The sequence below is a fragment of the Massilia eburnea genome (genome assembly GCF_009720745.1).
Taxonomy (GTDB): domain Bacteria; phylum Pseudomonadota; class Gammaproteobacteria; order Burkholderiales; family Burkholderiaceae_D; genus Rugamonas; species Rugamonas eburnea.
This window is the reverse complement of sequence record NZ_WNKX01000006.1, coordinates 262,696-286,343: the sequence shown is the minus strand read 5'-3', so window position 1 is coordinate 286,343 and position 23,648 is coordinate 262,696. Positions and strand designations below refer to the sequence as shown.

The following is a 23,648-nucleotide window of genomic DNA, read 5'->3' as shown; positions in this document are numbered from 1 at the left end:
GCCTTGCATATAATTGACCATCATGGCCTCTACCCAGCAACTTGAAACTTTGATCGACCTGGCCCGGCGGGAAACCGACGATGCGGCCAAGCGCCTTGGCGCGGCCCTGAAAGCGGTGGCCGATGCCGAAGAAAAGCTGAACATGCTGGTCGGCTACCGCGACGAGTATGGCCGCCGTTTCGACGAATCGCAGCAGCAAGGCATTACGCCGATGGCTTATCGCAATTTCCAGGCTTTCATGGAAAAGCTGGATACAGCGATCAAGGGCCAGCAGGAAATTGTGCGGCACAGCAAAGCGCGCGGCGACCAGGAAAAACAGCTGTGGCAGGACTGCGAGCGCAAGCGCATGTCCTACTCCACCCTGCGCGACCGGGCTGAGGCCCAGGAGCTCAAGAAGGAAGCCAAGCGCGACCAGAAAGCCATGGACGAACACGCCTCACGACAGGCATTTTTCAAACGCTAGACCGATTCGATCATGCAAACCCAGACTGTACAGAACTCCCCTCTCCTCTCCGGCAACACGGCTTCCGGCCGCTCGTCCAATGCCGCGCAGGAAGACCAGCAGTTCGCACAGGCCCTGAACCACCAGATCGAACGCCAGGCCGTGCCGCCGATGCCGCAGCCAGCGCCTGCCGGCGCGCCGCGCCGCGCCGAAGCGCCGAAGCCGGCCCAGCCACAGCCGCAGCCCCAGCCCCAGGCCAATCAGCAAGCTGCGCGCACGCCGGATGCGCCGGCGCCAGCGAACAAGCCAGCCGCCCAATCCCAGGCGCCGGCCAAGGCACAGGAAAACAAGCAAGCCGCACAATCAGGCGACGCGCAACAGGCCGGCGGCTCCAAGGCAGAAGCCTCCGCAGCTGGCGGCGCCAGCGCGACAACTGGCGGGACGGCGGCAGACAGCGCTGCCCCCGCCGACCAGGCCGATGACAACAAAGCCACCAGCGACGCCGTCGCCGATATGCTGGCCATGATCCAGGGTTACGGCCAGCCGGCAGCTACCGACGCTGCTGCCGCAGCGGCCGCCGCCTCCGCCGCCGGCAAAGACAGCCGCGCTACCGATGCCACGCTCGCCGGCGACGCCGTACTCGATGGCAAATCCGGCAAGACCGGCATCGCCGACCGCCTGGCCACCGAAGGACTCCCAGTCGACCAGGCCGCCCTGCTGGCAGCGAAAGCCAGCGCTGAAGACGCTGCCAAAAGCAAGGCTGCCGCGGGCGATCAGGACGCAACACTGAGCGATGCGCTCTCCAAACTCGGCCACGGCGCCGCCACCGACGCCACCGGCAGCGGGAAAGCCGCCGAACCGGCGGCCGATTTCAAGGCCGCGCTGCAGCAAGCCAGCGCCGACGCCAGCAAGGCCGCCGACCTGGCCGCGCTGGAAAGCAAACACGCCGCCCAGCCGCAAGCCAGCGCCTTGCAAGCCGCAGCCGCAGCACTCGCGCCAGCCGGCGCAGCCACCGCGCAAGCCGCCCAGGCCGTCGCCAGCAACCAGCTGCACGCCCGCGTCGGCAGCCAGGGCTGGGACCAGCAACTGGGCCAGAAAGTCGTCTGGATGGTGAATGGCGGCGAGCAAAGCGCCACCCTGACCCTGAACCCGCCCGACCTGGGCCCGCTGCAAGTCGTACTCAACGTTTCCAACGACCAGGCCAGCGTCGCCTTCACGGCAGCCCAGCCGGAAGTGCGCCAGGCGCTCGAGCAAGCGCTGCCGAAACTGCGCGAAACCATGGGTGAAGCCGGCATCACGCTCGGCAATACCAGCGTTTCCTCCGGCAGCCAGGAGCAGCAGCAAGCCTTCGCCGAGATGGCTTCAGGCGGCCGTGGCCGTGGTGTCGCCGGTGGTCAAAGTGGCAATGGCGGCGAGGGCGAAGCCAGCATCCAGCCCGCGCCGCAGGTTCGCCGCAGCGTACTAAGCGCCGTCGATACCTTTGCGTAAGGCAGAGATAGCCCTGCTTCCTGCCTCTTTTCGGCGCATCGCTCCCCGCATGCTTTCCCGATAATGACATAATGGCGTCATGATAAATCTCTTGCATCCAAGGCAGCAGAATTGAAAGCGAATCCAAAAATGAAGGCTGATGCGAAGGCAGAAGCTCCACCACCGGCAGGCGGTGGCTCCAAGAAAAAGCTGATCATTATCGTGGTCGCGGTGCTGGTGCTCGCCCTTGGCGGCGGCGCTGCCGCCTGGTTCTTCATGCATGGCGACAGCAGCGAGGAACACTCGCAGCAGGACGAAAAATCGCCGAAGAAGGCCAAGAAGCCAGCCAAGAAAGCGGGGCCGCCTGTCTACGTTCCGGTCGACCAGTTCACCGTGAACCTGCAGCCGGAAAACGGCGACCAGTACCTGCAGGTGGCGATGACGCTGCAGGCCAGCAGCCTGGAAGAGTCGGAAGTCCTCAAGACCAATATGCCCAAGCTGCGCAGCCGCATCCTGCTGCTGTTGTCGAGCAAGCACGCGTCCGAGATCAATACGCCGGAAGGCAAGCAGCAGCTGAGCAAGGAAGTCCTGGACACCGTCAACCAGCCGTTCGAGGCCGGCGGCGAGCACCAGGAAGTGTCGGAAGTATTGTTTACCGCGTTTATCATCCAGTAAGGTCAGTGTGAAGCATGGCTGATAATTTTCTCTCCCAGGAAGAAGTTGACGCCCTCTTAAAGGGCGTTAACGGCGATCAGGACGACGTCGCTGCGCCCGAGGAGACATCGGGTGTCCGGACTTACAACCTGGCGACGCAGGAGCGTATCGTCCGGGGCCGTATGCCGACCCTGGAAATTATCAACGAGCGTTTCGCGCGCCTGCTGCGCGTGGGGCTGTTCAACTTCCTGCGCCGTTCGGCCGAAGTGTCGGTCGGCTCGGTGCGCGTGTCGAAGTATTCCGAATTCATCCGCAACCTGGTAGTGCCGACCAACCTCAACCTGGTGCACATGAAACCGCTGCGCGGCACGGCCCTGATGGTATTCGACCCGGGCCTGGTGTTCCTGCTGGTGGACAACCTGTTCGGCGGCGACGGCCGTTTCCACACCCGCGTCGAAGGCCGCGACTTTACCCAGACCGAGCAGCGCATCATCTTGCGCATCCTCGATATCGTGTTCGAGGCTTATACCAAATCGTGGGAACCGGTGTACCCGGTGGAGTTCGAGTACATCCGTTCCGAAATGAATACGCAGTTCGCCAACATCGCCACGCCGAACGAGGTGGTGGTGGCGTCGACCTTCACCATCGAACTGGGTTCGGTGTCGGGCCAGATCCACTTCTGCATGCCGTACTCGATGATCGAGCCGATCCGCGACGCGCTGACCTCCTCGCTGCAGGGCGAGGCGCTGGAAGTGGACAAGCGCTGGATCCGCCTGATGACGCAGCAGATCCAGATCGCCGAGGTGGAACTGGTGGCCAAGCTGGGCACCGCGAAGGTCAGCTTCGACGAAATCCTGAACATGAAAGTGGGTGATGTGATCCCGCTGGCGATTCCGGAAACGATCGAAGCCACCGTGGATGGCGTCCCCGTGCTCGACTGCACATATGGTGTGTTGAACGGGCAATACGCATTGAAGGTGGAGAAACTGCTGGCAAACGCCGATAATATGAAATAAGGCAGGATTTAGGAGAGAAACATGTCGGACAATCAAGACGACGATACAAGCATGGATGACGATTGGGGCGCCGCGATTGCCGAACAGGCCGCTGCCGAGGCTGCTGCTATGCAGAACCAGGCCGCCACTGCCGCCGTGTTCAAGGACTTTTCCAAGCAGCCGAACAAGACCGAAACCCATAACGATATCGACTTCATCCTCGATATCCCGGTCCAGCTGACCGTGGAATTGGGCCGCACCAAGATCGCCATCAAGAACCTGCTGCAACTGGCGCAGGGCTCGGTGGTGGAACTGGACGGCCTGGCCGGCGAACCGATGGACGTGCTGGTCAACGGCTGCCTGATCGCCCAGGGCGAGGTGGTGGTGGTGAACGACAAGTTCGGTATCCGCCTGACGGATATCATCACGCCTTCCGAACGCATCCGAAAACTGAATAAATGAAGCATGACTTCCGTCCGCTCCGGCCGCTGATTGTCGCGGCCGCCCTCTGCCTCGCCGGCGCACCCGCGCTGGCGCAGCAATCTTCCTCCCCAGACACCATCGCCACCAGCGGCCAGGATCGCGCCGCCAATGCCGGAGCTGCAGCCGCGCATGCTGACGCCGCACCGGCGGCAACGGCCAGCGCTGCTCCCGGCACCGCCGCAGCCGCCACGCCGGAACAGCAAGCGGCACTGGCCGGCGCCCGTCCCGCCAACGCCCCGGCGCCAAGCAATGTGCTGGCAACGCAAGCGCCGTCCGCCGCCGGCTCGCTGGTGCAAACCATTCTTTCCCTGGGCTTCGTCATCGCCCTGCTGGTCGGCCTGGCCTGGCTGCTGAAGCGCTTCGGCCCGAAACACATCACCGGCGGCACCACCGTCAAACTGGTCGGCGCGCTGAGCGTCGGCGCACGCGAGCGTATCCTGGTGGTGGAAGTGGGCGAACAATGGATCGTGGTCGGCGCTTCGCCCGGGCGCATGAATGCCCTGGCCACCATGCCGCGCCAGGAAATCGACGAAAGCACCCTGGCCAACGCACAGCCGGTCCCGGGCGCCAACTTCGCCGAATGGTTCAAACAGACGATTGAAAAGCGCAATGGCAAATAATCGCGCACTGCGCTTTGCGGGCCGTGCCGCCGCCGGCGCTGCCATGCTGCTGCCCCTGATCGCTGCGGCCGAACCGACCATTCCAGCCTTCACCAGCACCCCGGCAGCGGGCGGCGGCACGGCCTACGGCCTGACGCTGCAGACGCTGATCCTGATGACGGCGCTGACATTCATCCCGGCAGCGCTGCTGATGATGACCGGTTTCACCCGCATCGTGATCGTGCTGTCGCTGCTGCGCCAGGCGCTCGGCACGCAGTCGGCGCCGCCCAACCAGGTGATCATCGGCCTGTCGCTGTTCCTCACCTTCTTCGTGATGAGCCCGGTGTTCGACAAGATCTACACCGATGCCTGGGTGCCGCTGCAGGACAACAAGATTACCATGCAGCAGGCGATGGACCGCGCCGCCGTGCCGCTGAAGACCTTCATGCTGAAGCAGACCCGCCAATCCGACCTGGCGCTGTTCGTCAAGATTTCGCGCAGCCAGGCGCTGCAGGGACCGGAGGACGTGCCCCTGAAGATTTTGGTGCCCGCCTTCATTACCTCGGAAATGAAGACCGCCTTCCAGATCGGCTTCGCTATCTTCATCCCCTTCCTCATCATCGACATGGTGGTGGCGTCGGTGCTGATGTCGATGGGGATGATGATGATGTCGCCCGCCGTGATTTCGCTGCCGTTCAAGCTGATGCTGTTCGTGCTGGTCGATGGCTGGCAACTGCTGCTGGGATCGCTGTCCCAGAGCTTCTACTAGGGAGGCTCGCCATGAATCCGGAAACCGTCATGACCATGGGCCGGCAGGCCATGGAAGTCACGCTGATGGTGGCGGCACCGCTGCTGCTGGCAGCGCTGGTGATCGGCCTGGTGGTCTCGATCTTCCAGGCCGCCACCCAGATCAACGAAGCGACCCTGTCCTTCATTCCCAAGCTGGTGGGCGTGTTCGTCACCCTGGTGGTGGCGGGGCCGTGGATGCTGTCTGTCATGGTCGACTACATGCGCCAGGTGCTGACCGGCATTCCATCGTTGGTCTCTTGACCGATGCTGGTCGTCACCTCCGCTGAACTGAACACCTGGATCGCCGCCCTGCTCTGGCCGGCGGCCCGCATCCTGGCACTGATTGCCACCTCCCCTATTTTCGGCAATGCCCGCATCCCGAACGAGCTCAAGATCGCGCTCGGCATTCTGACCGCGCTGGTGGTGTCGCCGACGGTGCCAGCGATGCCCGCGCTCGATCCTGCCGGCTGGGCCGGCCTGTCGGTGCTGGCGCGCGAAATCGTCATTGGTACCGGCATGGGATTTGCAATGCGCCTGGTGTTTGGCGCAGTAGAAATGGCGGGCGAGATTTCCAGCCTGACCATGGGCCTGGGTTTCGCCAGCTTCTTCGACCCCATGTCGCAAGGCCGCTCATCGGCGGTATCGCAATTCCTGGTATGGGTGGTAACGCTCGCGGTGCTCGCAGTGAATGCCCATCTGGTGCTCGTGGAAGCGCTGGCCGAGAGTTTCTACACGCTGCCGATAGCCGCCATCTCATTCCGCAACGACGGCTTCTGGGACCTCGCGCTATGGGGCTCCAAAGTGTTTAGCGCCGGTCTTCAACTATCGCTCCCGATTGTCGCCGCGCTGCTGATCACCAACGTCGCCCTCGGCATCCTGACCCGCGCCGCACCACAGCTGAACCTGTTCGGCATCGGCTTCCCCATCACGCTCGGCGTCGGCTTCCTCACGCTGATGATGACCTTGCCCTACATGAACATGCCGGTGCAAGCCCTGGTCAACGAAGGCATAGAAAAAGCGCGTCAACTGCCGCGCGAATGGGATAGCCGAAGCACCAAGCCCCCGATGCCGGGGAAGCCTCAGTTAGAACCAAAATAAAAGTCGGGGTCAGCTCTGGCAATCGGACAAATGTCCGATTGCCAGAGCTGACCCCGACTTTCAAATCAGATTGAACAGGGACAGGCCAGCCAGGGCTTTGTAGGATTTCTGGGCGGCTTCCAGCGTGGTTTGCTGCTGGGTGAAGCGGGAAATCGCTTCCACCGGATCAAGGTCGACCAGGTCGGAGATCTGGCTTGAGTATTGCAGGTTCAAGTCGTCGCCGGCGCTGTCGAGGTGGTCGACTTCGCTCAGGCGGGCGCCCACCGAGGCGCGCACCGACAGCACATTATCCAGCGAATTGCTGATGTTCTGGTTGGCCAGGTTCAGTGCGTTGGTCAGTGCTGCGCCTGCCTGCGGCGAGCCGGACGGGCCGCGCAGTGCGCTGATCAGGTCGGTCATGGTCTGGAACACCGACTGGTTCTTGCTCGGGTCAACGTTGAAGATATCGCCGTTGGCCGGGACGCCGCTCACATCCATCGACATGCCATCGAATGCAATCGGCTGGCCCGCGACGTATGGCTGGCCGCTCAATACCGCGGTGCCGGTGGTGACGTCATTGACGGTGTAAGTCGTCGTCGAAGGCGCGCCGGCCGCCCCTGGGACCACGGTGAAATTCAGCGTGTAGTTGTGGCCCGTCAGCGCAGCCGTATTTTTCACAACGCCCGGCGAAATGATGCCGGTGCCGCCGCGCGTGTAGTTGTTGGGGTCGACGCTGGTCTGGAAGGTGCCATTGCCGGTCAGGTTGTTCTCAAAGACTGCGGTGCCGGTTTCGCTGGTGGCCAGCGTGCGCGAGGATGCCACTTGCAGCTCGCGCTGGCCCTGGTCGCCGTTGTAGGTGGCGCCGGTGGTAGTGCGGGTGAAGGGCTGGGTGTCGCTCTTGTAGCCGGAGAACAGGTAGGCGCCGGAACCGTCGGTGGCATTGGCCTGGCCCAGCAAGTCCTGCAGGCGGCCATCCAGTTCCTTGGCCAGCGCTTCGCGGTCGGCCAGGGTGAAGCCAGGGTTGCCGGCGGCGACGATCTTGCTCTTCACTTCCTGCAGCAGGTCGTCGGTATTGGCCAGCGTATTGTCGACCAGGGACAGCGAACCTTTGGCGCTGCTGCGGTTGGAAGCAAACTGGACATTCATTTCCTTCGACTGCGACACTTCCAGCGCGCGGGCGGAAGCGACGGGGTCGTCGGACGGGGTCACGACGCGGCGCCCAGTCGACAGCTGCATCTGCGTTTTTTGCAGCTGCGCTTGCAGGGTGTTCAGCTGGCTGACACCGTTGTCGTAAATCGTCTTGGTGGCGATACGCATGACCATGATGCTATTCCTTCAAAAATCCTATTGATTCAGCGACAGCAGGGTATCGAACAAGGTGTTTGCCACCTGCATGATCTTGCCGGCAGCCTGGTAGGCTTGCTGGTAGCGCAGCAGGTTGGACGCTTCTTCGTCCAGGTTGACGCCGGAGACCGAATCGCGCGCGGCCTGGGCCTGCTGCACGGTGGTGTCGGCGGCGGTGCTGGCGATCTGCACTTCGCGCGCCTTGTTGCCGACGAAGTTGACCATTTGTGCATAGCCGGCCTGGAAGGTGGCGTGGCCGCCGTCCAGGATGTTTTTCGATTGCAGGCCTGCCAGCAGCGTACCATTGCGCGCATCGCCCACGCCGCTGCCGGGCGAAACGGTGAACGTGTCGTTATTGGCCGGATTGCCGGTGATGGAAAACTCGATGCCCTGGAAAGTCATCGTGGCGCCATCCGTGTAAGGCACCGGGGTGCCGGCCGGATAGGTCGTCGTGGTGCCGTTGACCGTGACGTCCACCGCCGCAGTCGCCGGGAAGCCGGTGAACGTATTGGCGGCCTTGTTGTAGGTCAGCGTGACCGGTGCAGCCAGCTGGTTGCCCGGCAACAGGTAGTTCGCGTTGACCGCGCCGGCGCTGATCTTGCCGGTGCCGGTGTTGGTGTTCGGTACCGAAGTGCTGATCGGCGCCGCCAGCGCAATCTTGTTCTTGTCCTGCAGCTCGACGCCGAAATCCTGGGCCGCGTTGTAAGTCGGGCGTACCAGGAAGTGGTCGGGACCGCCAGCGGCGCCCGTGATCGAGAAGGCTACGCCATCGATCACTTGCGGCTGGGTTTGCGGGTACGGATTGATCGTGGTGGTGGCGCCATCGCTGGCGCGGGTCACGATGAAGTCGGTGCCGTTGTAGTTGATGTCGTAATCCGAGGTGGTCAGCGCAGAAGCATCAACGATGGTCGCGTCGACTTTCACCGTGCTCGATGGCGAGTTGCGGTTGTCGTAGCCGACGTAGGCGTGGATATCCTTGAAGAAGTTGCCGCCCATCTGGCCGTTCAGGTCCACGCCCAGCTTGTGCTGGTCGTTGAAGGCATCCGCCAGGCCTGCCGCCACTTTGCCGAGGTTGGCATTCGCTACATCGAGGCCGCTGTTGCGGAAATCGATCAGGCCGCCGAGCTGGCCGCCGGTGATCACGCTGTCCGGCAGCGGTGAGAATTTGCCCTGGGTCTGGTAGCCGACCACGATGCGTTCCGGGTCGAATGGCGAGTTCTGCGTCGCCAGCTCCTGCGCGCGGTTGCCGATCACCAATGGCTGGCCGGTGCCGAAGGAAATATTCAGCATATTGTTTTCGCCCGGACGCACGGTCAGCGCGACCTGCTTGTTCAGCTCAGCAATCAGGGCGTCGCGCTGGTCCATCAAATCGTTCGGCAGCGCGGAGGGATCGACGGACAAGCCGGCAATCGTATTGTTCAGGTCGGCGATGCGGCGCGCGAAGGAATTGACTTCGTTGACGCTGGCGGTAATGCCGGAGTTGACGCCTTGTTGCATTTCCTTCAGGCGGCCGGCGATGCCGTTGAAGCGCGAAGCCAACGATTGTGCAGACGACAACATCGCCTGGCGCGTCGCCGTCGATTGCGGGTTGGCATCGGCGGTCTGGACGCTTTTGAAGAAATCCTGCAGCGCCGGCGACAAGCCGACCGTGGTGTCGGCCAGCAAGTTGTCGATCTGGTTAATCTGGTTCGAATACGTCTCGAGCGAAGCCTGGTTGGTCTGTGCGCCCAGCAGTTGGCGGTTCAGGAAATCGTCGTAGACGCGCTTGATCTGCGCCACTTCGGTGCCGGTGCCGATGAAGCCGTCGCCGGTCTGCAGCGGCGGCGTGGTGCCCTGCACGACCACCTGGCGGTTGTAGCCCGTCACATTGGCGTTGGTAATGTTGTGCCCAGTGGTGGCCAGCCCCGCCTGGGCAGCCAACAAACCACTTTTACCGATGCTGAGTAAGGACATATTGATAATTACCTTCGCTAGATATTCAGTTTACGGCACATCCGGACAAAACTTGATGTTCGTCAGGCAAGAGTGCGCTGGATAATGCCGGCCAGCTTGGTGGCATAGTTGGGATCGGTGGCGTAGCCGGCCTTCTGCAGGTGGCGTGCAAAGCCCGCCGCATCGGTGCTGCCAGCGGCGGCCAGCGCTTTTTCATAGCGTGGATTGCTGCTCAGCAGGCGGGCATAGTCCTTGAAACTGTCGGCGTAGCTGTCGTAAGCACGGAATTTCTCGACGCGGGTTTGCGGTTTGCCGTTGACGTATTCGGTTGTGGCCGTTTCGACAACACGGCCTTTCCAGTCGGGACCGGCCTTGATGCCGAACAGGTTGTGGCTGTTGGTGCCGTCGCGGCCCTTGATTTCGCGGCGGCCCCAGCCCGATTCGAGCGCGGCCTGGCCCAGCATGAACTTGGCAGGGATGCCGGAGGTGCGGCTGGCCTCTTCGGCGTCGCCGGCCAGCTTGTCCTGGAAGGCGCGCACGTGGGCCGGCTTGCCGGCGTTACTGGCGGCAGCCATGGCGGACGCGCCGCCGCTGGCTTCGATTGAGCGTTGCAGCTTGGCCTGTTCCATCAAGGCGCGCGCCATGGCAGGGTCGGTCGGCACGCCATCTTGCGGCGGCAGGGTCTTCGACAACTGGCGCACCAGCACGTCGGCCAGGCCCATGCCCTTCTTGGCGATGCTCTGGCTGGTTTGCTGGTCCAGCATGGTGGTGAACATCTTGGTTTGCTGGCTGTCCATCATGCCGTCTTGCGGCGTGGCGTCGCGCATGCTCTTCATCATCATGTTGACGAACATGGATTCGAACTGTGTCGCCGCAGTCTTCAATGCTTCGGGCGAACCGGCGCGCGCCGACTGGCGCAGCTCGGACATGCCCTTGCTGTCGATGGCAAGGTTCGAGCTCAGGTCGGTGGGAGCGGTGCGCACGATCATGGCTGCATCCTTAAATGATTTCCAGCTCGGCGCGCAACGAGCCTGCTGCTTTCATCGCCTGCAGGATGGCCAGCAGGTCTTGCGGCGAGGCGCCGATCGCGTTCAGGGCCTTGACCACTTCGGCCAGCGAAGCGCCCCCCTTGAGCATGATGACCTTGCCGGAGTCTTTCTTGATGTCGACGCTGCCCTGCTGCGAAACGACAGTCTGGCCTCCGCTCAGTGCGTTCGGTTGGCTGACCTGGGTGTCGGCATTGACGGAGACGGACAGGTTGCCGTGCGAGATGGCGCAAGTCTCCAGCGTGACTTCCTGGTTCATCACCACCGAGCCGGTGCGCGCGTTCATGATGACTTTGGCAGCTTGGCGCGCCGGGCGCACGTCCATGTTTTCCAGGTCGCCGATGAAGGCCACGCGTGCATCGCTCGATGATGGGGCTGTCACGCGGATGGTGCGGCCGTCCTGGGCATAGGCCACGCCGGCGCCGTATTTATCGTTGATGGCCGTGACCACGCGGCTGGCGGTGGCAAAGTCCGTGTTGTTCAGTTCGAGGCGGATCTGGCCGCCCTCGCCCAGCGTGGTCGGCACGGCGCGTTCCACCGTGGCGCCGCCGGAAATGCGGCCGACCGACAGGTGGTTGACGACGACGGCTGCGCCACCGCCCGGCGCCTGCGCGCCAACGCCGCCCACCAGCACGTTACCTTGCGCCATGCCGTACACCTGGCCGTCCGCACCTTTCAGTGGGGTCATGAGCAGCGTGCCGCCACGCAGCGATTTGGCGTTACCCATCGAAGACACGGTGACGTCGATCTGCTGGCCAGGCTGTGCAAATGCCGGCAGGCTGGTGGTGACCATCACGGCAGCTACGTTCTTGAGCTGCAGCGTAGTGCCGGCCGGCAGCGCAATACCCATCTGCTGCAGCATCGATGCCACCGATTGCACGGTGAACGGGGTTTGGGTGGTCTGGTCGCCGGAGCCGTCCAGGCCCACGACCAGGCCGTAGCCCATCAACTGGTTCTGGCGCACGCCGGCGATGCTGGCCAGGTCTTTCAGGCGTTCAGCCTGCACGGCTGGAGCCAGGATCATTGCGGCACACAGGGCCAGGAGTTTGAAAGTCTTCATGGTCAGAATGGCAGCAGGCTGAGGAAGAAGCGCGACAGCATCGACTGTACTTCCGCTCCGTCGATATTGCTCTTGGTGCGGTATTCGACGCGCGCATCGGCGATGGAGGTGGACGCCACCGAATTGCCGTTGATCGAGTCCGGGTTCACCATGCCGGAAATGCGGATGTATTCGGTGGCCTTGTTCATGCCGACCTGCTTTTCGCCGGCGATGATCAGGTTACCGTTCGACAGCACTTCCACCACGGTCGCGCCGATGGTGCCGCGGAAGCTGTTGCTGAGGGATTGGCTGTCGGCGTCCGCGAACTTGTTGTCGGAACTGGTGGCGATATTGGTGCCAAATTTGCCCTGGAGCAGGCCAGGCACACCGAAGTTGACGCTGCCGGACTTGTTGCCGGCGCTGGCGCCGTTCTTGACGGCGGAAGTGCTTTCCGTGATGACGACATTGATCACGTCGCCCACATGACGCGCGCGGCGGTCTTCGAAGGCCGGACGATAAGTGCTGGCCTGGTAGATCGAGCCATTTGTCACCGCTGCAGGCGGATAGGAAGGCGGCAGCGGGCGCGCACTGGTCGGCCCCTGGACGATGGAAGTCGGCGCGCCGGCACAGGCGGATAACAGCGTGGCGGCGAGGACGGAGACAGTGGCGTTACGCATGGCTGGCTCGCTCGATTACAGCTGCGTCAAGCGCTGCAGCATCTGGTCGGAGGTCGTGATCGCCTTCGAATTGATTTCGTAGGCGCGCTGGGTCTGGATCATGTTCACCATTTCCTCGACCACGTTGACGTTGGAGGTTTCCACGTAGCCCTGCAGGATCACGCCGGTGCCATTGGTGCCCGGCTGGTTCTGGGTGGCGGCGCCGGACGAGCCGGTTTCCACATACAGGTTCTCACCCTTCGACTCCAGGCCGGTGGGGTTGATGAAGGTGGCCAGCTGGATCGCGCCGATCTGCTGCGGCGCCGCCTGGCCCGGCAGCGTGACCGAGACGATGCCGTCGCGCCCGACCGTGATGCTGGTGGCATTGATCGGGATGGTAATGGCCGGCTGCAGCACGAAGCCGCTGGACGTCACCATCTGGCCATTGTTATCGCGCTGGAAGGAGCCGTCGCGGGTGTAGGCGGTGGTACCGTCCGGCAGCAGTACCGGGAAGAAGCCGTTGCCGTTGACCATCAAGTCCTTGTCGTTGCCGGTCGATTGCGGGTTGCCCTGGGTGTGGATGCGTTCGATGGAAACCGGACGCACCCCAGTACCTACTTGCATACCGGAAGGCAGTTGGGTCTGCTGCGACGAGGCCGCGCCGGGCTGGCGGATGTTCTGGTAGAGCAGGTCTTCAAACACTGCACGCGACTTCTTGAAGCCATTGGTGCTGACGTTCGCCAGATTGTTGGACACCACGTCCATCTGGGTCTGCTGCGCTTCCATGCCAGTCTTGGCAATCCACAGTGATCGAATCATTTGCCTGCTCCAAAAACGGTTTTCCTATGCAGGCATTATCCAGTGGGCCGGGTCAAGTCAAAGCTTGGATCTGGCCGGTTTTCACCCGCCTATTCAACCGTGTGGCAAGAATAATTCACCTCTGCTATTGTTTGCGTTTTGCTAATTATTGCCTTGCAGATAGATATGAGGACTGAACTCCTGGCCCAGGTGGCGGCCTCCCTCGCCCAATTCACCAGCGAAAGCCGGCTCTATGAGCTCAGCCTTAAGAAGGATGGGGACTACGGTTCCGGCGGATTGCTGGTGGAAGCATTCCTGACCGACGACTGCCTGCAGGAAATCACGACGCGTGACGTCATCGTGCTGTCGACCAGCGCCGCCATTCGCCCCGCCGAGCTGCTGGGCCAGCAAGCCACCCTGAAGGCCAGCCTGGCCGATGGCAGCCGCACGGCTTTCCACGGCTATATCAGCCATGCCGCCATGCTGGGTAGCGAGGGCGGCTTTGCACGCTATCGTCTGCGCCTGTCGTCCTGGCTCTGGCTCGCGACACAAACGCGCAATAGCCGCGTGTGGCAGGACAAGGGCGTGGCCGACATCGTCGATGCCGTGTTCTCCGATTACGCGCCCTACGCCAAATGGCAATGGAGCGACGACGCACGCTCTTTGCTCGACGCCCTGCCGGCCCGCAGCTACTGCTGCCAATACCGCGAATCCGACTACGATTTCGTGCGCCGCTTGCTGACGGAAGAAGGCGTCGCCTGGCGCTTCGAAGACGGCGAGGAGGAGCAAACGCTCATACTGTTCGCCGACAGCAGCCAGAAGTCGGCCACGCCGGAAGACGCCAGCAGCGCCGCGGGTCACGGCCTGCGCTACCACGCCGCGCGCGCCGGTGAAAAATTCGACACCATCCAATCGCTGCACACCATGCGCCAGCTGGTGAGCGGTGCGGTTGCCGTCATCAGCTACGACTACAAAGCCAAGGCCGCTGTCGGCGCCACCGTGCCGACACGCGTTAATGACCTGGGCAAAAATGCCCCTCTGCTGGAAAGCTACGACTACCCCGGCCAATACTTCTACACGGACAGCGCCGAGGCCGAGCGCTACGCCACACTGCACATGCAACTGCTGGAGGCACGCAGCCAGCAATGCCAGGGCCGTTCCACCGTGCGCACACTGCGCGCGGGCACCCGCTTCACCATGACCCAAGGCGCCCTGTTCGGCGCCGACGAAGACCCAAGCTACATCACGCTGCGCGTGCTGGGCGTAGGCGTCAACAACCTGCCGACGGCGGCCAAGCGCGGCCTGGCGGAACTGTTCGGCCCTATCCCCGAGTTGCTGGAAACACTCGCGGCGCCAGTACGCGACATGCCCGAAGACTTCCGCACCACGCTGGAAAAAGCTTCTTCCAGCGGTTACGCCAACAGCTTTACCGCACTGGCGGCGGAAGTGCCTTGGCGCCCCGCCCATCACGGCGGTGAAGGCCGCCAGCACGCCAAGCCCACCGCCATGGGCAGCCAGAGCGCCATCGTTGTTGGCGCGGACGGCCAGGAATACGCACAGGGCAACAACGAAATCTACTGCGACCGGCTGGGCCGCGTACGCATCCGCTTCCACTGGCAGGAGAGTGCCGATGCGACGTGCTGGGTGCGCGTGGCGCAGCGCTCCGCCGGCGGCGGCATGGGAAGCCAGTTCCTGCCGCGCATCGGGCAGGAAGTGCTGGTGCAGTTCCTGGAAAACGATATCGACCGCCCGATCATCATCGGCGCCCTGTACAACGGCCAGGGCGAAGGCGGCATGCCGCCAACGCCGGGCGGACAAGTGGCAGCGAATGATGGCCAGCCCTTCGCCAGCGCCCACGACCACGCGCCTTCCGGCCAGGGCAATCTCGCCGCCGGCAACAGCCCGGTATGGCACGGCCTCGCAGCGGGCAGCGGCGACCACCGCAACGCCTCCGCGCAATGGGGCGTGCGCAGCAAGGAATTCGGCGGCAACGGCTACAACCAGCTGCTGTTTGACGACACCGACCAGCAAGGCCGCATCCAGCTGCGCAGCACCCTCGCCGCCACGGAACTGAACCTCGGCCACCTGGTGCACAGCGCCGACAACTACCGCGGCAGCCTGCGCGGGCAAGGCGCCGAACTGCGCACCGACGCATATGGAGCAGTGCGCGGCGGCGCCGGCCTGCTGGTGAGCAGCTACGCCCTGCCCCACAACGCCAGCCAGCGCGGCCTCGCAGGCGACAATACTCCCGGCATCGCGATGCTGAAACAGGCCGTCACGCTTGGCGAAACCTTCCACGACGCGGCCACCAAGCACAAGACCGTCGGCCTTGCCGCGCATGCCGGCGCGACCGGCGACAAAGACGAAGAGCCGCCGCTCAAGCAGCTCCTGACCTCCGTCTCCGGCATGGTGGGTTCCGACAGCCTGGATGCAGCGCTGGCCGACGCAGGTGAACGCAATACCAAACCTGAAGCAGGTAAGCTGCCGCATTCCGTCGCCCCAATCGTCGCTATCTGCGCCAAGGATGGCATGTCGATGAGCGCCGCACACGACCTGCAGATCGTCGCCGGCAAGGTAGCCACGGTCATGAGCGGAGCCGACACCCAGCTCGCCACAGGCGGCCAGATGCGCCTGCACACGCGCCAGTCCATCGGCATGCTGGGCGGCGCCGTGAAGCCTGGCGAACAAGACCTCGGTCTGCAGATGATCGCTGCCCGCGACAACATCGACGTGCAGGCGCAGGCCGGCACCATGTCCGTCATGGCGCGCGACACCATCAACGTGAAGAGTTCCAACGCCCATATCGATTGGGCCGCCGCGAAGAAGATCAGCCTTTCGACCGCAGGAGGCGCGAACATCACCATCGATGGTGGAAACATCACGGTGCAGTGCCCCGGCAAGATCGAGATCAAGGCGGGCAAGAAGTCCTTCGTCGGCCCTGCAAAGCAAGATTATGTGATGCCAGATCTTCCAGCATCGGTGTGCATACCGTGCCTGCTAAAGGCACGTGCACAGGGTGCGCCTTTCGCAATGAAATAACATGCTGGCACTCTCTGATCTTGAACAGATTTATGCGAGCCATTGCAGGCATGGTGAGGAACGGCTCTACCTGCTGGCGGACCACGCAGGATTGCCCGAGCTTTCTCATAAGCTGCGAGCAAACGGTGTCTCATGGACCAATCTCCTGGGCGATGACAAGCGGCCAGCGCTAACTGCTGCCTCGCCATTACTGTTTGAAGTGAGCTTTTCCAACGGACGGCTAGTCAAGCGCCAACTAATGCAACGCCTGCACGATATTGGTCAGCATTCGTTTAGCCTGCTGATGATTGCAACACCGTTGGAGCCTCAAGTGCTTGCAAAGTCGCTCGCCAAACGCATGGACGGCATTTTGAGCGAAGGTGAAGAGATCGTCCTCAGATTTTTTGATACCAGGGTGCTTCCGCAATTGCTTGAAGTGATGAATGAGCACGAGCAACGCATTTGGCTGTCTGTCGCAACTGGCTGGTGGTACAGCAATCGCGATGGTACGACGGCCCACATTTCGTCGGAATTCCAGCCCCAAGACGCGCATCTCGCACCGCAATTGATTTCTGACGAACAGCTTTCGTACCTATTGGAGGCGAGCGAAATCGACCAGATTGCATATCTGCTTGAGAGCAACCTCCTGGAACAATTTCACCGCATGTGCCCCATCGAGCGATATCGGCTTTTACAAAGCAAAATAACCGCGGCACGCGCGCTGCGGCTAGCGAATCTGGGGGACCTAGCACTCTTTTGTGGTCTTGCGTTCCTTCACGGTGCTCAATTTGATACACAAGCACCGTGGTGCGACATCCTGGCCCGCGTAAGAGATGGCGAGTTAACATTGGACCAAGCGGTTGAACTGGTCGATCAAAGAGAGGAACTGCATTGAAAATAATTCGATTCGCATTGGCATTGCTGCTTTTTCATGCGCTTTGCGCCTGCAATGCCAATTCGTCCACCACATCAAGCAAGCCTGCCAAGAAGGACAGATATGACTTGTCCATTAACGGATATAACTACACGTCTCGCTACATTGATCAGTTTTCCGTCAATGGAGCAGGCGGTGGCAACATTCAGGCTAGTGGCCCTACGAGCGGCGGAGGCGGCAGCGTTTGTTGCGCAACCTACTACGCTGATGTGCCAGGCCTCAAATACAAAGTGCGCTGGCAATCCGATGCATGCCGTTATGTCTCGTTCGTCTCGGACAGCGGCGAGAATGTGTGGTCCCATCACTTGTTCTATAAGGAACGGGAGGTAACGCCAGTTGTCCGTGCTGTAGGCAAACCTGCGTTCATGGAAGTTCACATCTACCCGGACGATCATGTCGAGACGTTTATCACCAATACGTTGTCGGCCCCTCGCCTTAAACTCAACAAAGAACGAAGCGACAAATCGGAATACCCCAGGTGTCCTAATGACCAAAAACCAGAATAGCAATTCGGCTGTTGGCGATGTTGTCGCAAGTGTGTGAACAGGTAAAGGTGGATCAGTGAAAATTCCTCGAACTCTGCTGGCTCTAGTCATTGCTTTATTGGCGACTGCATGCAATGCGAATTCGTCAAATGACACCGGCAAATTGGCAAAAAAAGAAAAATACGGGCTCACAATTGTCGGATATAACTACACCTCGCGATACATCGACGAGTTTAGCGTCGATGGTCAAGGTGGCGGCAATCTACATGTAAGCGGGCCAAATGGTGGTGGTGGCGGCTTAGCATGCTGCGCGGCATTCTGGCCAGCAGTAAAAAAGGCGACAGTGACGGTACGTTGGCAATCGGACGCTTGCCGCTATCTTGACTCAGTCGATGACGATGGTACAAAACATTGGCTGCATCACAGTTGGTACAAAGAGCGCGAGGTGCCAGTTACTGTTCACGTGAATGGCGAGCCGGCGTATATGGAGATTCACATCTACCCGGATGACCGCGTGGAGGCCATTGTCACCGACGCCATTTCCGAGCCGCGCCTAAAGCTCAACAAAGAACGCGAAGACCGAACCGAATATTCCAGGTGTCAGAATGACAAAGAGCCCAAATAAAGAATCGTCCGTCGGAGACTCCAAAGCACCAGCCTTAGCGCCCCACGAAGATACGCTTCGATATGCTGCCGACAGTGCGAAAGACGTACCGGCGACACGCGCGGATCCTGCGCTAGCTGCCTCCGTTAATGGGACACTGGCTTCTGCACTAAACGGCCACACTGGCAATGTATCCCCGGGAAGTTGTTTGCAGACGCTATGGTTTAGCTTCTTTTTTGACGGTACTGGAAACAACTTGGACGCTGACGTTGGTACTAAAAAGCACAGTAACGTGGCAAAGCTATTCAGAGCACACCGAGACATTGATACAAAAATTGGTATATACCCAATATATGTTCCAGGTGTCGGAACATATTTTAAAGACGTGGGAGACGACGGTGGCACTACGTTAGGGCTTGGTACCGGCGACAAAGGTGATGTTCGCGTTGAGTGGGCCCTCAAGGAATTTGACCGCCTGTTGGCTCCGCATGCTGCGAGGGCGAAAAACCCATCAAATGCGATCACTGAAATCAACTTTTCCGTGTTTGGCTTCAGTCGAGGGGCTGCTTTAGCAAGGGCCTTCACCAATGAACTTCTGAAGCAACGCTGCAAAGAACACGGGCAGGTATGGAAAACCCAGTCAGGCGGATATAGAGTCCGCGTGCGATTCCTAGGTTTGTTCGATACTGTAGCTTCAGTTGGACTGCCTATGAGTACCAACAATGTCGACAGCCGTTCGATCCCATTTGGTTATAAGACCAAAGTCTGGTGGCGCCTGGATGAAAAAGACATCCGTCCGGAGGAACTGGCATTCGAAAAAAATGCGTCTCCTGGTGCCGACCCTTCGCCTGGACGATTTGACGGGCATGTAGCCTATGGCGGAAAAATGGCGATCCCAGAGATGGCTGAAGAAGTTCGTCACTATATCGCTGCACATGAAATTCGTAACTCATTTCCAGTTGAGAGCGTTTGCACTTTCAAGGACGGGCGACTTCTGAAGCCAGCCCACTTTTACGAATACGTGTATCCCGGCGTTCACTCAGATGTCGGCGGAAGTTATCTCCCTGGTGAAGGAGGGCGAAGCAACAGTTCGATCAATAAGCTCGGCCTGATCCCCTTACAGCATATGTACGATGCGGCCGTCAATGCGAAAGTCCCTTTACTGCCGAGGTCGGCATGGGCGGCACGCCAAAAGGACGATTTTGAAATGGGTAAAGCGATCGTTGACTCCTTTAACCATTACCTCAGCAAGGTGCCAAAATCGAATTCATTGGGCCAAATTATCAATGCCAACATGGGGCTGTATTACGCATGGCGGTTCCGTGATATCAGGCGCAAACTGGATGGAAATAAGGAGGAAGCAACGACCATCGCGAAGAATGAAGTCGGGTTCAAAGCCGACGGTGAGAAGCTTGATACTGAGATTGATGCGCTGGAAAAGAAAGACCATGCCGCACGATCGAAACTTGATGCTTTACTTCAGCGGCGCCAAGCGATAATCCAAAGTAATTATGGTAATCCGAATGTGAATGAAAAGCTCGCTGAAACTGACGAGGAGATCAAAGCCGCTGGTCTGCTGCGCGAGAAAACTCGAGATGCGGTGTTAAGAGCCAAGGCAAAGAAAGATGCTTTGCCGTCTGTGGGCGAACTGAGTGAAGCAATCCAATATTACGATGAGCGCCTTTTGAAGGACGCGAAAACAATCTACGACAAATACCGACCTTCGTTTTGGTCGAAGCACGTCGATGAAAAACAACGTCGGAAGCTTCGCCCTCACTATCAAGCCATGATGACCGCATACGAGAACGAATTCATTCACAATAACGGACTCAAGGATGAAAAAATCATCGACTTCTTCGATAACTACGTACATGACTCGCTTTCCGGGTTCGCCAAAGATGCCACGATGCCATCGGACCCTCGCGTAGTGTACGTAGGCGGAGATGAGAAGTTCAAATATGCGCTGAACGAACATGACAAGCAACGACAGGAGCTGGAAGCCGCGTAGCCTACTTCGCTAACTCACCGCATCAGCAGCCTGCGCAACGTGCAAGGGCTGCGGCCGCCCCACCCCGTAACCTTGCGCGAAATCGACGCCCATAGCGCGCAGGCATGCCAGCACCGCGTCGTCCTCAACAAATTCGGCGATTGTCTGCTTGCCCATCACATGCGCAATCTGGTTGATCGATTCGACCATCGCGCGTTCGGTCGGGTTGTGCAGGATGCCGCGAATGAAGCTGCCATCGATCTTCACGTAATCCACCGGCAGGTGCTTGAGGTAGGCGAAGGAGGACATGCCGGCGCCGAAGTCGTCGAGCGCGAAACGGGCGCCTTGCGCTTGCAGGTCCTGGATCAAGGTGGCGGCTTGCGCCAAGTTGGCCACGGCCACAGTTTCCGTGATTTCGAAGCACACGTTTTCCAGCGGCACGCCGGTCACGCGCTGCTGCTCCAGCACAAATTCCAGCAAACCCTCGTCGCATACCGAAGCGCCGGACAGGTTAATGGCCCAGCTGGTGCCGGGCGGCTGTTCGGCCAGCGCGGCGAAGGCGTGGAAGATCACCCAGCGATCCAGCAAGGGCATCAGGTCATAGCGTTCGGCGGCGGGGATGAAGGCCATTGGCGGCACCAGGCCGCCGTCGTCGTCCAGCATGCGCACCAACACTTCGGCGTGGGGGCGCAGGCCCGGGCGCAGCGGGGCGATGGTTTGCAGGTGCAGGCAGAAGCGGTCGTTCTCCAACGCTGCGCGGATGCGTGAGACCGCTTCCATTTCCGTCTGCCGCACCGACAGTTCGGCATCGTCGTCGCTGTACAGGTGGATGCGGTTGCGGCCTTTCTCCTTCGCCATATAGCAGGCAGCATCGGCGGATTTCATCACTTCCTTCAGGCTGCTGCTGCGGCTATCGAGCAGCACTACGCCGACGCTGACACCGATGCGGTAGCTGCGCACGCCCCAGGCGAAGTGTAAGTCGACTACGGCCTTGCGTACCTTCTCCGCCACGCGCAGCGCATCGCCATGGCTGCACTGGGTCAGCATGATGCCGAATTCGTCGCCGCCCAGGCGGCCCACGATGTCGCGCTCGCGCAGCGTGGCCTGCAGCAGCTGGCTTACTTGCTTGATCAATTCGTCGCCGGCCGCGTGGCCGCTGGTGTCGTTGACGATCTTAAAGCGGTCCAGGTCCAGGTACAGCACGGCGTGTTCCCCGCCGCTGCCCTGGCGCAGGGCGGTCAACAGCTCGCACAGGCGGCGTTCGAACTCGCGCCGGTTCAGGATGTCGGTCAGCTCGTCGTGCGTGGCCTGGTAGGACAGCTGGGCAGCGTGGCGGCGCGCTTCGCTGGCGTCGTGCAGCACGATGACCTGGCCGATGGCCGTGCCGTCCGGTGCGTGGATGGGCGCCAGCGAGCGGTCGACCGGTAGCCGGCTGCCGTCGGCTGCCACGAGGTGCAGGGCCTTATCCTCGCCTTCCATGCGGCAGACTTCTTCCAGCGGACGGCCAAGGATGGAGGATTGCGGCATACCCAGCATCTGTTCGGCATTGCGGTTGCAGTAGCTGACGCGGAGCGCGCTGTCGGTGGTGATGACGGCGTCCGCGATTGAGCCGAGCGTCACCTGTACCAGTTCTTTTTCGGCGAAGGCTTCGGCCTCGCTTTGGCGCAGTTGTTGCAGCAGGCGCTCTCGGCGCGCGAAGGAGCGGCGAAGGTAGCCGTGGCCGCTCCAGGCCAATAATGTCGCGGCCAGCAGCAGAACGGCCAGCAAGGCATTCGACACCTGGCGCGCGGCGTCGTTGATGGCTGCCGCAAAGCCGATGGCGAGTGGCGTCAAGCGGCGGTCGATTTCCTGGATTTCCAGCAGCACCACGGGGGCGCGTCGCTCGGCTGGCGTCATCGCATGCACTTCCAGGCCCAGGTCGCGCAGGCGCAGCAGGTGCTGGTCGCTGTGTTCCCAATAGGAGATGGCGCGCGCCATCAGGTAGATATCTTTGCAGTAGCGGTAGAGCCAGACCATGCCGCGCACGTCTTCGTCGGCGTTACGGCCGCCGAGGAAACCTTCGCGTACGACTTCCCAATCCATATTGGGCTGGTCCATTTCGCGGCGGGCGCGCAAGTCGGAGAGGGGCACGTCCAACTCGGACTGGAACTGGGCGTAATCCTGCTCGTCGGCGGTGACCAGATAGCGCTGGAGCGAGGCGATGGCCGCCTTCTGGCCCTTGGACCAATGACTTTCGCCGCTGACGTATGCGCGCAAGGTAGCCGCCATGGACAGGCTGAACACCGCTACCAGGGTGAGCGCAGCCACGGCCAGCGCAAATGGCAGGACCACGGCAGCATAACGTTCCTCGCGAGGAGCCATGATTTCGACTGCTGGGCTGAAAGATTCAATGATGGGGAATCCGAGCGCCGCACGCAAGCCGCAATTCCACAGCGTTGCCAATGGGCAACAAAATTGCAGCAATATTAATTTAACGCCAATATTTGCTGAGCACGTGTCCCGTTTCGGGTGTGACCCCATGGTGGGACACGGCCTCGGCAATTAGTTCAGGGCTAAGATTTGCGTGGCTTTGGTGGCGTTGGCTTCGGCGTTCTTCAGCAGGCTCATCTGCGTTTCGAAAGAGCGTGCCAAAGCAATCATATTGACCATGGCGTCGATCGGATTGACGTTGCTGCCTTCCAGCGTGCCGTCGGCCAGGCGTACGTTCTGGTCGGGGTCGGCGGGCAGGCCGCTCTGGTTGCGGAACAGGCCGTCGTCGCCGCGCACCAGGCCTTTCACGTCGGGGTTCACCAGCTTGATGCGGCCGAGCACATTCGATGGCCCGGGCTTGGTCTGGGTGGTGTCAATGGCGGAGACCGTGCCGTCGGCGGCTATCGCTACTTCGGTGTCGGGCGGGACGGCGATGGGACCGTTCTCGCCGACCAGGGTCAGGCCGGCGGAGGTTTGCAGCATGCCATTGGCGTTGACCTTCAGGCTGCCATTGCGGGTGTAGGCTTCCGAGCCGTCGGTGGACTGCACGGCAATGAAGCCATCGCCGCGCAGGGCTACGTCGAGCGGGCGGCCCGTGGTCTGCATGGTGCCGGCGCGGAAGTCTGAGCCGACCGTGTTGTCGACGACGAAGGTGCGTGTCGGCAGGCCTTCCGCCACCACAGGCACCGCGCGGAAGGAGTCGAGCTGGGCGCGGAAGCCGGTCGTGGTGGCATTCGCCAGGTTGTTGGACGTCGTGGCCTGCTGCTCCAGGATATGGCGCGCTCCGGTGGCAGCTGTGTAAATGAGGCGGTCCATCGCTTAGCTCGCTT

At 61.2% G+C, this 23,648-nt stretch carries 22 protein-coding genes; 14 read left to right on the top strand and 8 right to left on the bottom strand.

The features are described 5' to 3' along the window. Positions 1–22: 22 nt before the first annotated feature. The 9 genes from fliJ to fliR all read left to right on the top strand — a co-directional run bounded on the left by fliJ (position 23) and on the right by fliR (position 6,527). Positions 23–463, top strand: a complete 441-nt coding sequence (gene fliJ / locus GM658_RS10645; RefSeq protein ID WP_155454010.1) for a flagellar export protein FliJ — start codon at positions 23–25, stop codon at positions 461–463. Between the two features lie 12 nt (positions 464–475). Beyond that, on the top strand, positions 476–1,930 hold the full coding sequence (locus tag GM658_RS10640) for a flagellar hook-length control protein FliK (RefSeq protein WP_229416850.1): 1,455 nt from the start codon (positions 476–478) through the stop codon (positions 1,928–1,930). Positions 1,931–2,059: 129 nt separating this feature from the next. Next, entirely contained in the window at positions 2,060–2,584 is a 525-nt protein-coding gene (fliL, locus tag GM658_RS10635) for a flagellar basal body-associated protein FliL (protein ID WP_155454009.1), read from the top strand. A 14-nt stretch (positions 2,585–2,598) separates the two neighbouring features. Beyond that, positions 2,599–3,579 carry a flagellar motor switch protein FliM gene (gene fliM, locus GM658_RS10630; RefSeq protein WP_155454008.1) on the top strand — a complete coding sequence of 327 codons (981 nt, stop codon included), beginning with the start codon at positions 2,599–2,601 and terminating at the stop codon, positions 3,577–3,579. 21 nt (positions 3,580–3,600) lie between these two features. Next, the gene (gene fliN / locus GM658_RS10625) at positions 3,601–4,020 is read left to right on the top strand and encodes a flagellar motor switch protein FliN (RefSeq protein WP_155454007.1); all 420 of its coding nucleotides are present in this window, start codon (positions 3,601–3,603) and stop codon (positions 4,018–4,020) included. Next, a complete protein-coding gene (gene fliO, locus GM658_RS10620) occupies positions 4,017–4,661 on the top strand; it encodes a flagellar biosynthetic protein FliO (protein ID WP_155454006.1) in 645 nt (214 codons plus the stop codon). Before fliN ends, fliO begins: the two co-directional genes overlap by 4 nt. Then, on the top strand, positions 4,651–5,409 hold the full coding sequence (gene fliP / locus GM658_RS10615) for a flagellar type III secretion system pore protein FliP (RefSeq protein ID WP_155454005.1): 759 nt from the start codon (positions 4,651–4,653) through the stop codon (positions 5,407–5,409). The genes fliO and fliP overlap by 11 nt, the downstream gene beginning before the upstream one ends. 11 nt (positions 5,410–5,420) lie before the next feature. Then, positions 5,421–5,690: a flagellar biosynthesis protein FliQ gene (fliQ, locus tag GM658_RS10610; protein WP_155454004.1), complete on the top strand. Its 270-nt coding sequence runs from the start codon at positions 5,421–5,423 to the stop codon at positions 5,688–5,690. Between the two features lie 3 nt (positions 5,691–5,693). Further along, positions 5,694–6,527, top strand: a complete 834-nt coding sequence (fliR, locus tag GM658_RS10605) for a flagellar biosynthetic protein FliR (RefSeq protein ID WP_155454003.1) — start codon at positions 5,694–5,696, stop codon at positions 6,525–6,527. Between the two features lie 60 nt (positions 6,528–6,587). Here the strand turns inward: fliR and flgL are convergent, their stop codons facing one another. The 6 genes from flgL to flgG form a co-directional block, all read right to left on the bottom strand. Beyond that, positions 6,588–7,829 carry a flagellar hook-associated protein FlgL gene (gene flgL, locus GM658_RS10600; RefSeq protein WP_308612965.1) on the bottom strand — a complete coding sequence of 414 codons (1,242 nt, stop codon included), beginning with the start codon at positions 7,827–7,829 and terminating at the stop codon, positions 6,588–6,590. Between the two features lie 21 nt (positions 7,830–7,850). Continuing rightward, complete coding sequence (gene flgK, locus GM658_RS10595) at positions 7,851–9,803, bottom strand: flagellar hook-associated protein FlgK (RefSeq protein WP_155454002.1); 1,953 nt, start codon at positions 9,801–9,803, stop codon at positions 7,851–7,853. 62 nt (positions 9,804–9,865) lie between these two features. Then, positions 9,866–10,771 (bottom strand): flagellar assembly peptidoglycan hydrolase FlgJ, encoded by a 906-nt coding sequence (gene flgJ / locus GM658_RS10590; protein WP_155454001.1) that lies wholly within the window; start codon positions 10,769–10,771, stop codon positions 9,866–9,868. 10 nt (positions 10,772–10,781) lie between these two features. Beyond that, positions 10,782–11,888: a flagellar basal body P-ring protein FlgI gene (locus GM658_RS10585; RefSeq protein WP_155454000.1), complete on the bottom strand. Its 1,107-nt coding sequence runs from the start codon at positions 11,886–11,888 to the stop codon at positions 10,782–10,784. A 2-nt stretch (positions 11,889–11,890) separates the two neighbouring features. Then, the gene (locus GM658_RS10580; RefSeq protein ID WP_155453999.1) at positions 11,891–12,544 is read right to left on the bottom strand and encodes a flagellar basal body L-ring protein FlgH; all 654 of its coding nucleotides are present in this window, start codon (positions 12,542–12,544) and stop codon (positions 11,891–11,893) included. A 15-nt stretch (positions 12,545–12,559) separates the two neighbouring features. Then, complete coding sequence (gene flgG, locus GM658_RS10575; RefSeq protein WP_155453998.1) at positions 12,560–13,342, bottom strand: flagellar basal-body rod protein FlgG; 783 nt, start codon at positions 13,340–13,342, stop codon at positions 12,560–12,562. A 165-nt stretch (positions 13,343–13,507) separates the two neighbouring features. Here flgG and GM658_RS10570 point away from each other — a divergent pair, with 165 nt between their 5' ends. From GM658_RS10570 to GM658_RS10550, 5 genes are read left to right on the top strand one after another with little or no spacing between them, the layout of a single operon-like run. After that, positions 13,508–16,360 (top strand): type VI secretion system Vgr family protein, encoded by a 2,853-nt coding sequence (locus tag GM658_RS10570; protein WP_155453997.1) that lies wholly within the window; start codon positions 13,508–13,510, stop codon positions 16,358–16,360. A gap of 1 nt (position 16,361) precedes the next feature. Further along, complete coding sequence (locus GM658_RS10565) at positions 16,362–17,234, top strand: DUF4123 domain-containing protein (protein ID WP_155453996.1); 873 nt, start codon at positions 16,362–16,364, stop codon at positions 17,232–17,234. A 17-nt stretch (positions 17,235–17,251) separates the two neighbouring features. After that, complete coding sequence (locus tag GM658_RS10560; RefSeq protein ID WP_211841843.1) at positions 17,252–17,779, top strand: DUF3304 domain-containing protein; 528 nt, start codon at positions 17,252–17,254, stop codon at positions 17,777–17,779. 55 nt (positions 17,780–17,834) lie between these two features. Further along, positions 17,835–18,383 (top strand): DUF3304 domain-containing protein, encoded by a 549-nt coding sequence (locus tag GM658_RS10555; protein WP_155453994.1) that lies wholly within the window; start codon positions 17,835–17,837, stop codon positions 18,381–18,383. After that, positions 18,364–20,370: a T6SS phospholipase effector Tle1-like catalytic domain-containing protein gene (locus tag GM658_RS10550; protein WP_155453993.1), complete on the top strand. Its 2,007-nt coding sequence runs from the start codon at positions 18,364–18,366 to the stop codon at positions 20,368–20,370. The genes GM658_RS10555 and GM658_RS10550 overlap by 20 nt, the downstream gene beginning before the upstream one ends. Positions 20,371–20,379: 9 nt before the next feature. Here the strand turns inward: GM658_RS10550 and GM658_RS10545 are convergent, their stop codons facing one another. Beyond that, on the bottom strand, positions 20,380–22,710 hold the full coding sequence (locus tag GM658_RS10545; RefSeq protein WP_170298763.1) for an EAL domain-containing protein: 2,331 nt from the start codon (positions 22,708–22,710) through the stop codon (positions 20,380–20,382). Between the two features lie 180 nt (positions 22,711–22,890). Then, on the bottom strand, positions 22,891–23,634 hold the full coding sequence (flgF, locus tag GM658_RS10540; protein WP_155453991.1) for a flagellar basal-body rod protein FlgF: 744 nt from the start codon (positions 23,632–23,634) through the stop codon (positions 22,891–22,893). Positions 23,635–23,648: the final 14 nt, after the last annotated feature.

Coding starts and splice junctions, on each gene's coding strand:
- fliJ (WP_155454010.1), top strand. CDS start 23: ATGGCCTCTACCCAGCAACTTGAAACTTTGATCGACCTGGCCCGGCGG.
- GM658_RS10640 (WP_229416850.1), top strand. CDS start 476: ATGCAAACCCAGACTGTACAGAACTCCCCTCTCCTCTCCGGCAACACG.
- fliL (WP_155454009.1), top strand. CDS start 2,060: ATGAAGGCTGATGCGAAGGCAGAAGCTCCACCACCGGCAGGCGGTGGC.
- fliM (WP_155454008.1), top strand. CDS start 2,599: ATGGCTGATAATTTTCTCTCCCAGGAAGAAGTTGACGCCCTCTTAAAG.
- fliN (WP_155454007.1), top strand. CDS start 3,601: ATGTCGGACAATCAAGACGACGATACAAGCATGGATGACGATTGGGGC.
- fliO (WP_155454006.1), top strand. CDS start 4,017: ATGAAGCATGACTTCCGTCCGCTCCGGCCGCTGATTGTCGCGGCCGCC.
- fliP (WP_155454005.1), top strand. CDS start 4,651: ATGGCAAATAATCGCGCACTGCGCTTTGCGGGCCGTGCCGCCGCCGGC.
- fliQ (WP_155454004.1), top strand. CDS start 5,421: ATGAATCCGGAAACCGTCATGACCATGGGCCGGCAGGCCATGGAAGTC.
- fliR (WP_155454003.1), top strand. CDS start 5,694: ATGCTGGTCGTCACCTCCGCTGAACTGAACACCTGGATCGCCGCCCTG.
- flgL (WP_308612965.1), bottom strand. CDS start 7,829: ATGGTCATGCGTATCGCCACCAAGACGATTTACGACAACGGTGTCAGC.
- flgK (WP_155454002.1), bottom strand. CDS start 9,803: ATGTCCTTACTCAGCATCGGTAAAAGTGGTTTGTTGGCTGCCCAGGCG.
- flgJ (WP_155454001.1), bottom strand. CDS start 10,771: ATGATCGTGCGCACCGCTCCCACCGACCTGAGCTCGAACCTTGCCATC.
- GM658_RS10585 (WP_155454000.1), bottom strand. CDS start 11,888: ATGAAGACTTTCAAACTCCTGGCCCTGTGTGCCGCAATGATCCTGGCT.
- GM658_RS10580 (WP_155453999.1), bottom strand. CDS start 12,544: ATGCGTAACGCCACTGTCTCCGTCCTCGCCGCCACGCTGTTATCCGCC.
- flgG (WP_155453998.1), bottom strand. CDS start 13,342: ATGATTCGATCACTGTGGATTGCCAAGACTGGCATGGAAGCGCAGCAG.
- GM658_RS10570 (WP_155453997.1), top strand. CDS start 13,508: ATGAGGACTGAACTCCTGGCCCAGGTGGCGGCCTCCCTCGCCCAATTC.
- GM658_RS10565 (WP_155453996.1), top strand. CDS start 16,362: ATGCTGGCACTCTCTGATCTTGAACAGATTTATGCGAGCCATTGCAGG.
- GM658_RS10550 (WP_155453993.1), top strand. CDS start 18,364: ATGACAAAGAGCCCAAATAAAGAATCGTCCGTCGGAGACTCCAAAGCA.
- GM658_RS10545 (WP_170298763.1), bottom strand. CDS start 22,710: ATGGCTCCTCGCGAGGAACGTTATGCTGCCGTGGTCCTGCCATTTGCG.
- flgF (WP_155453991.1), bottom strand. CDS start 23,634: ATGGACCGCCTCATTTACACAGCTGCCACCGGAGCGCGCCATATCCTG.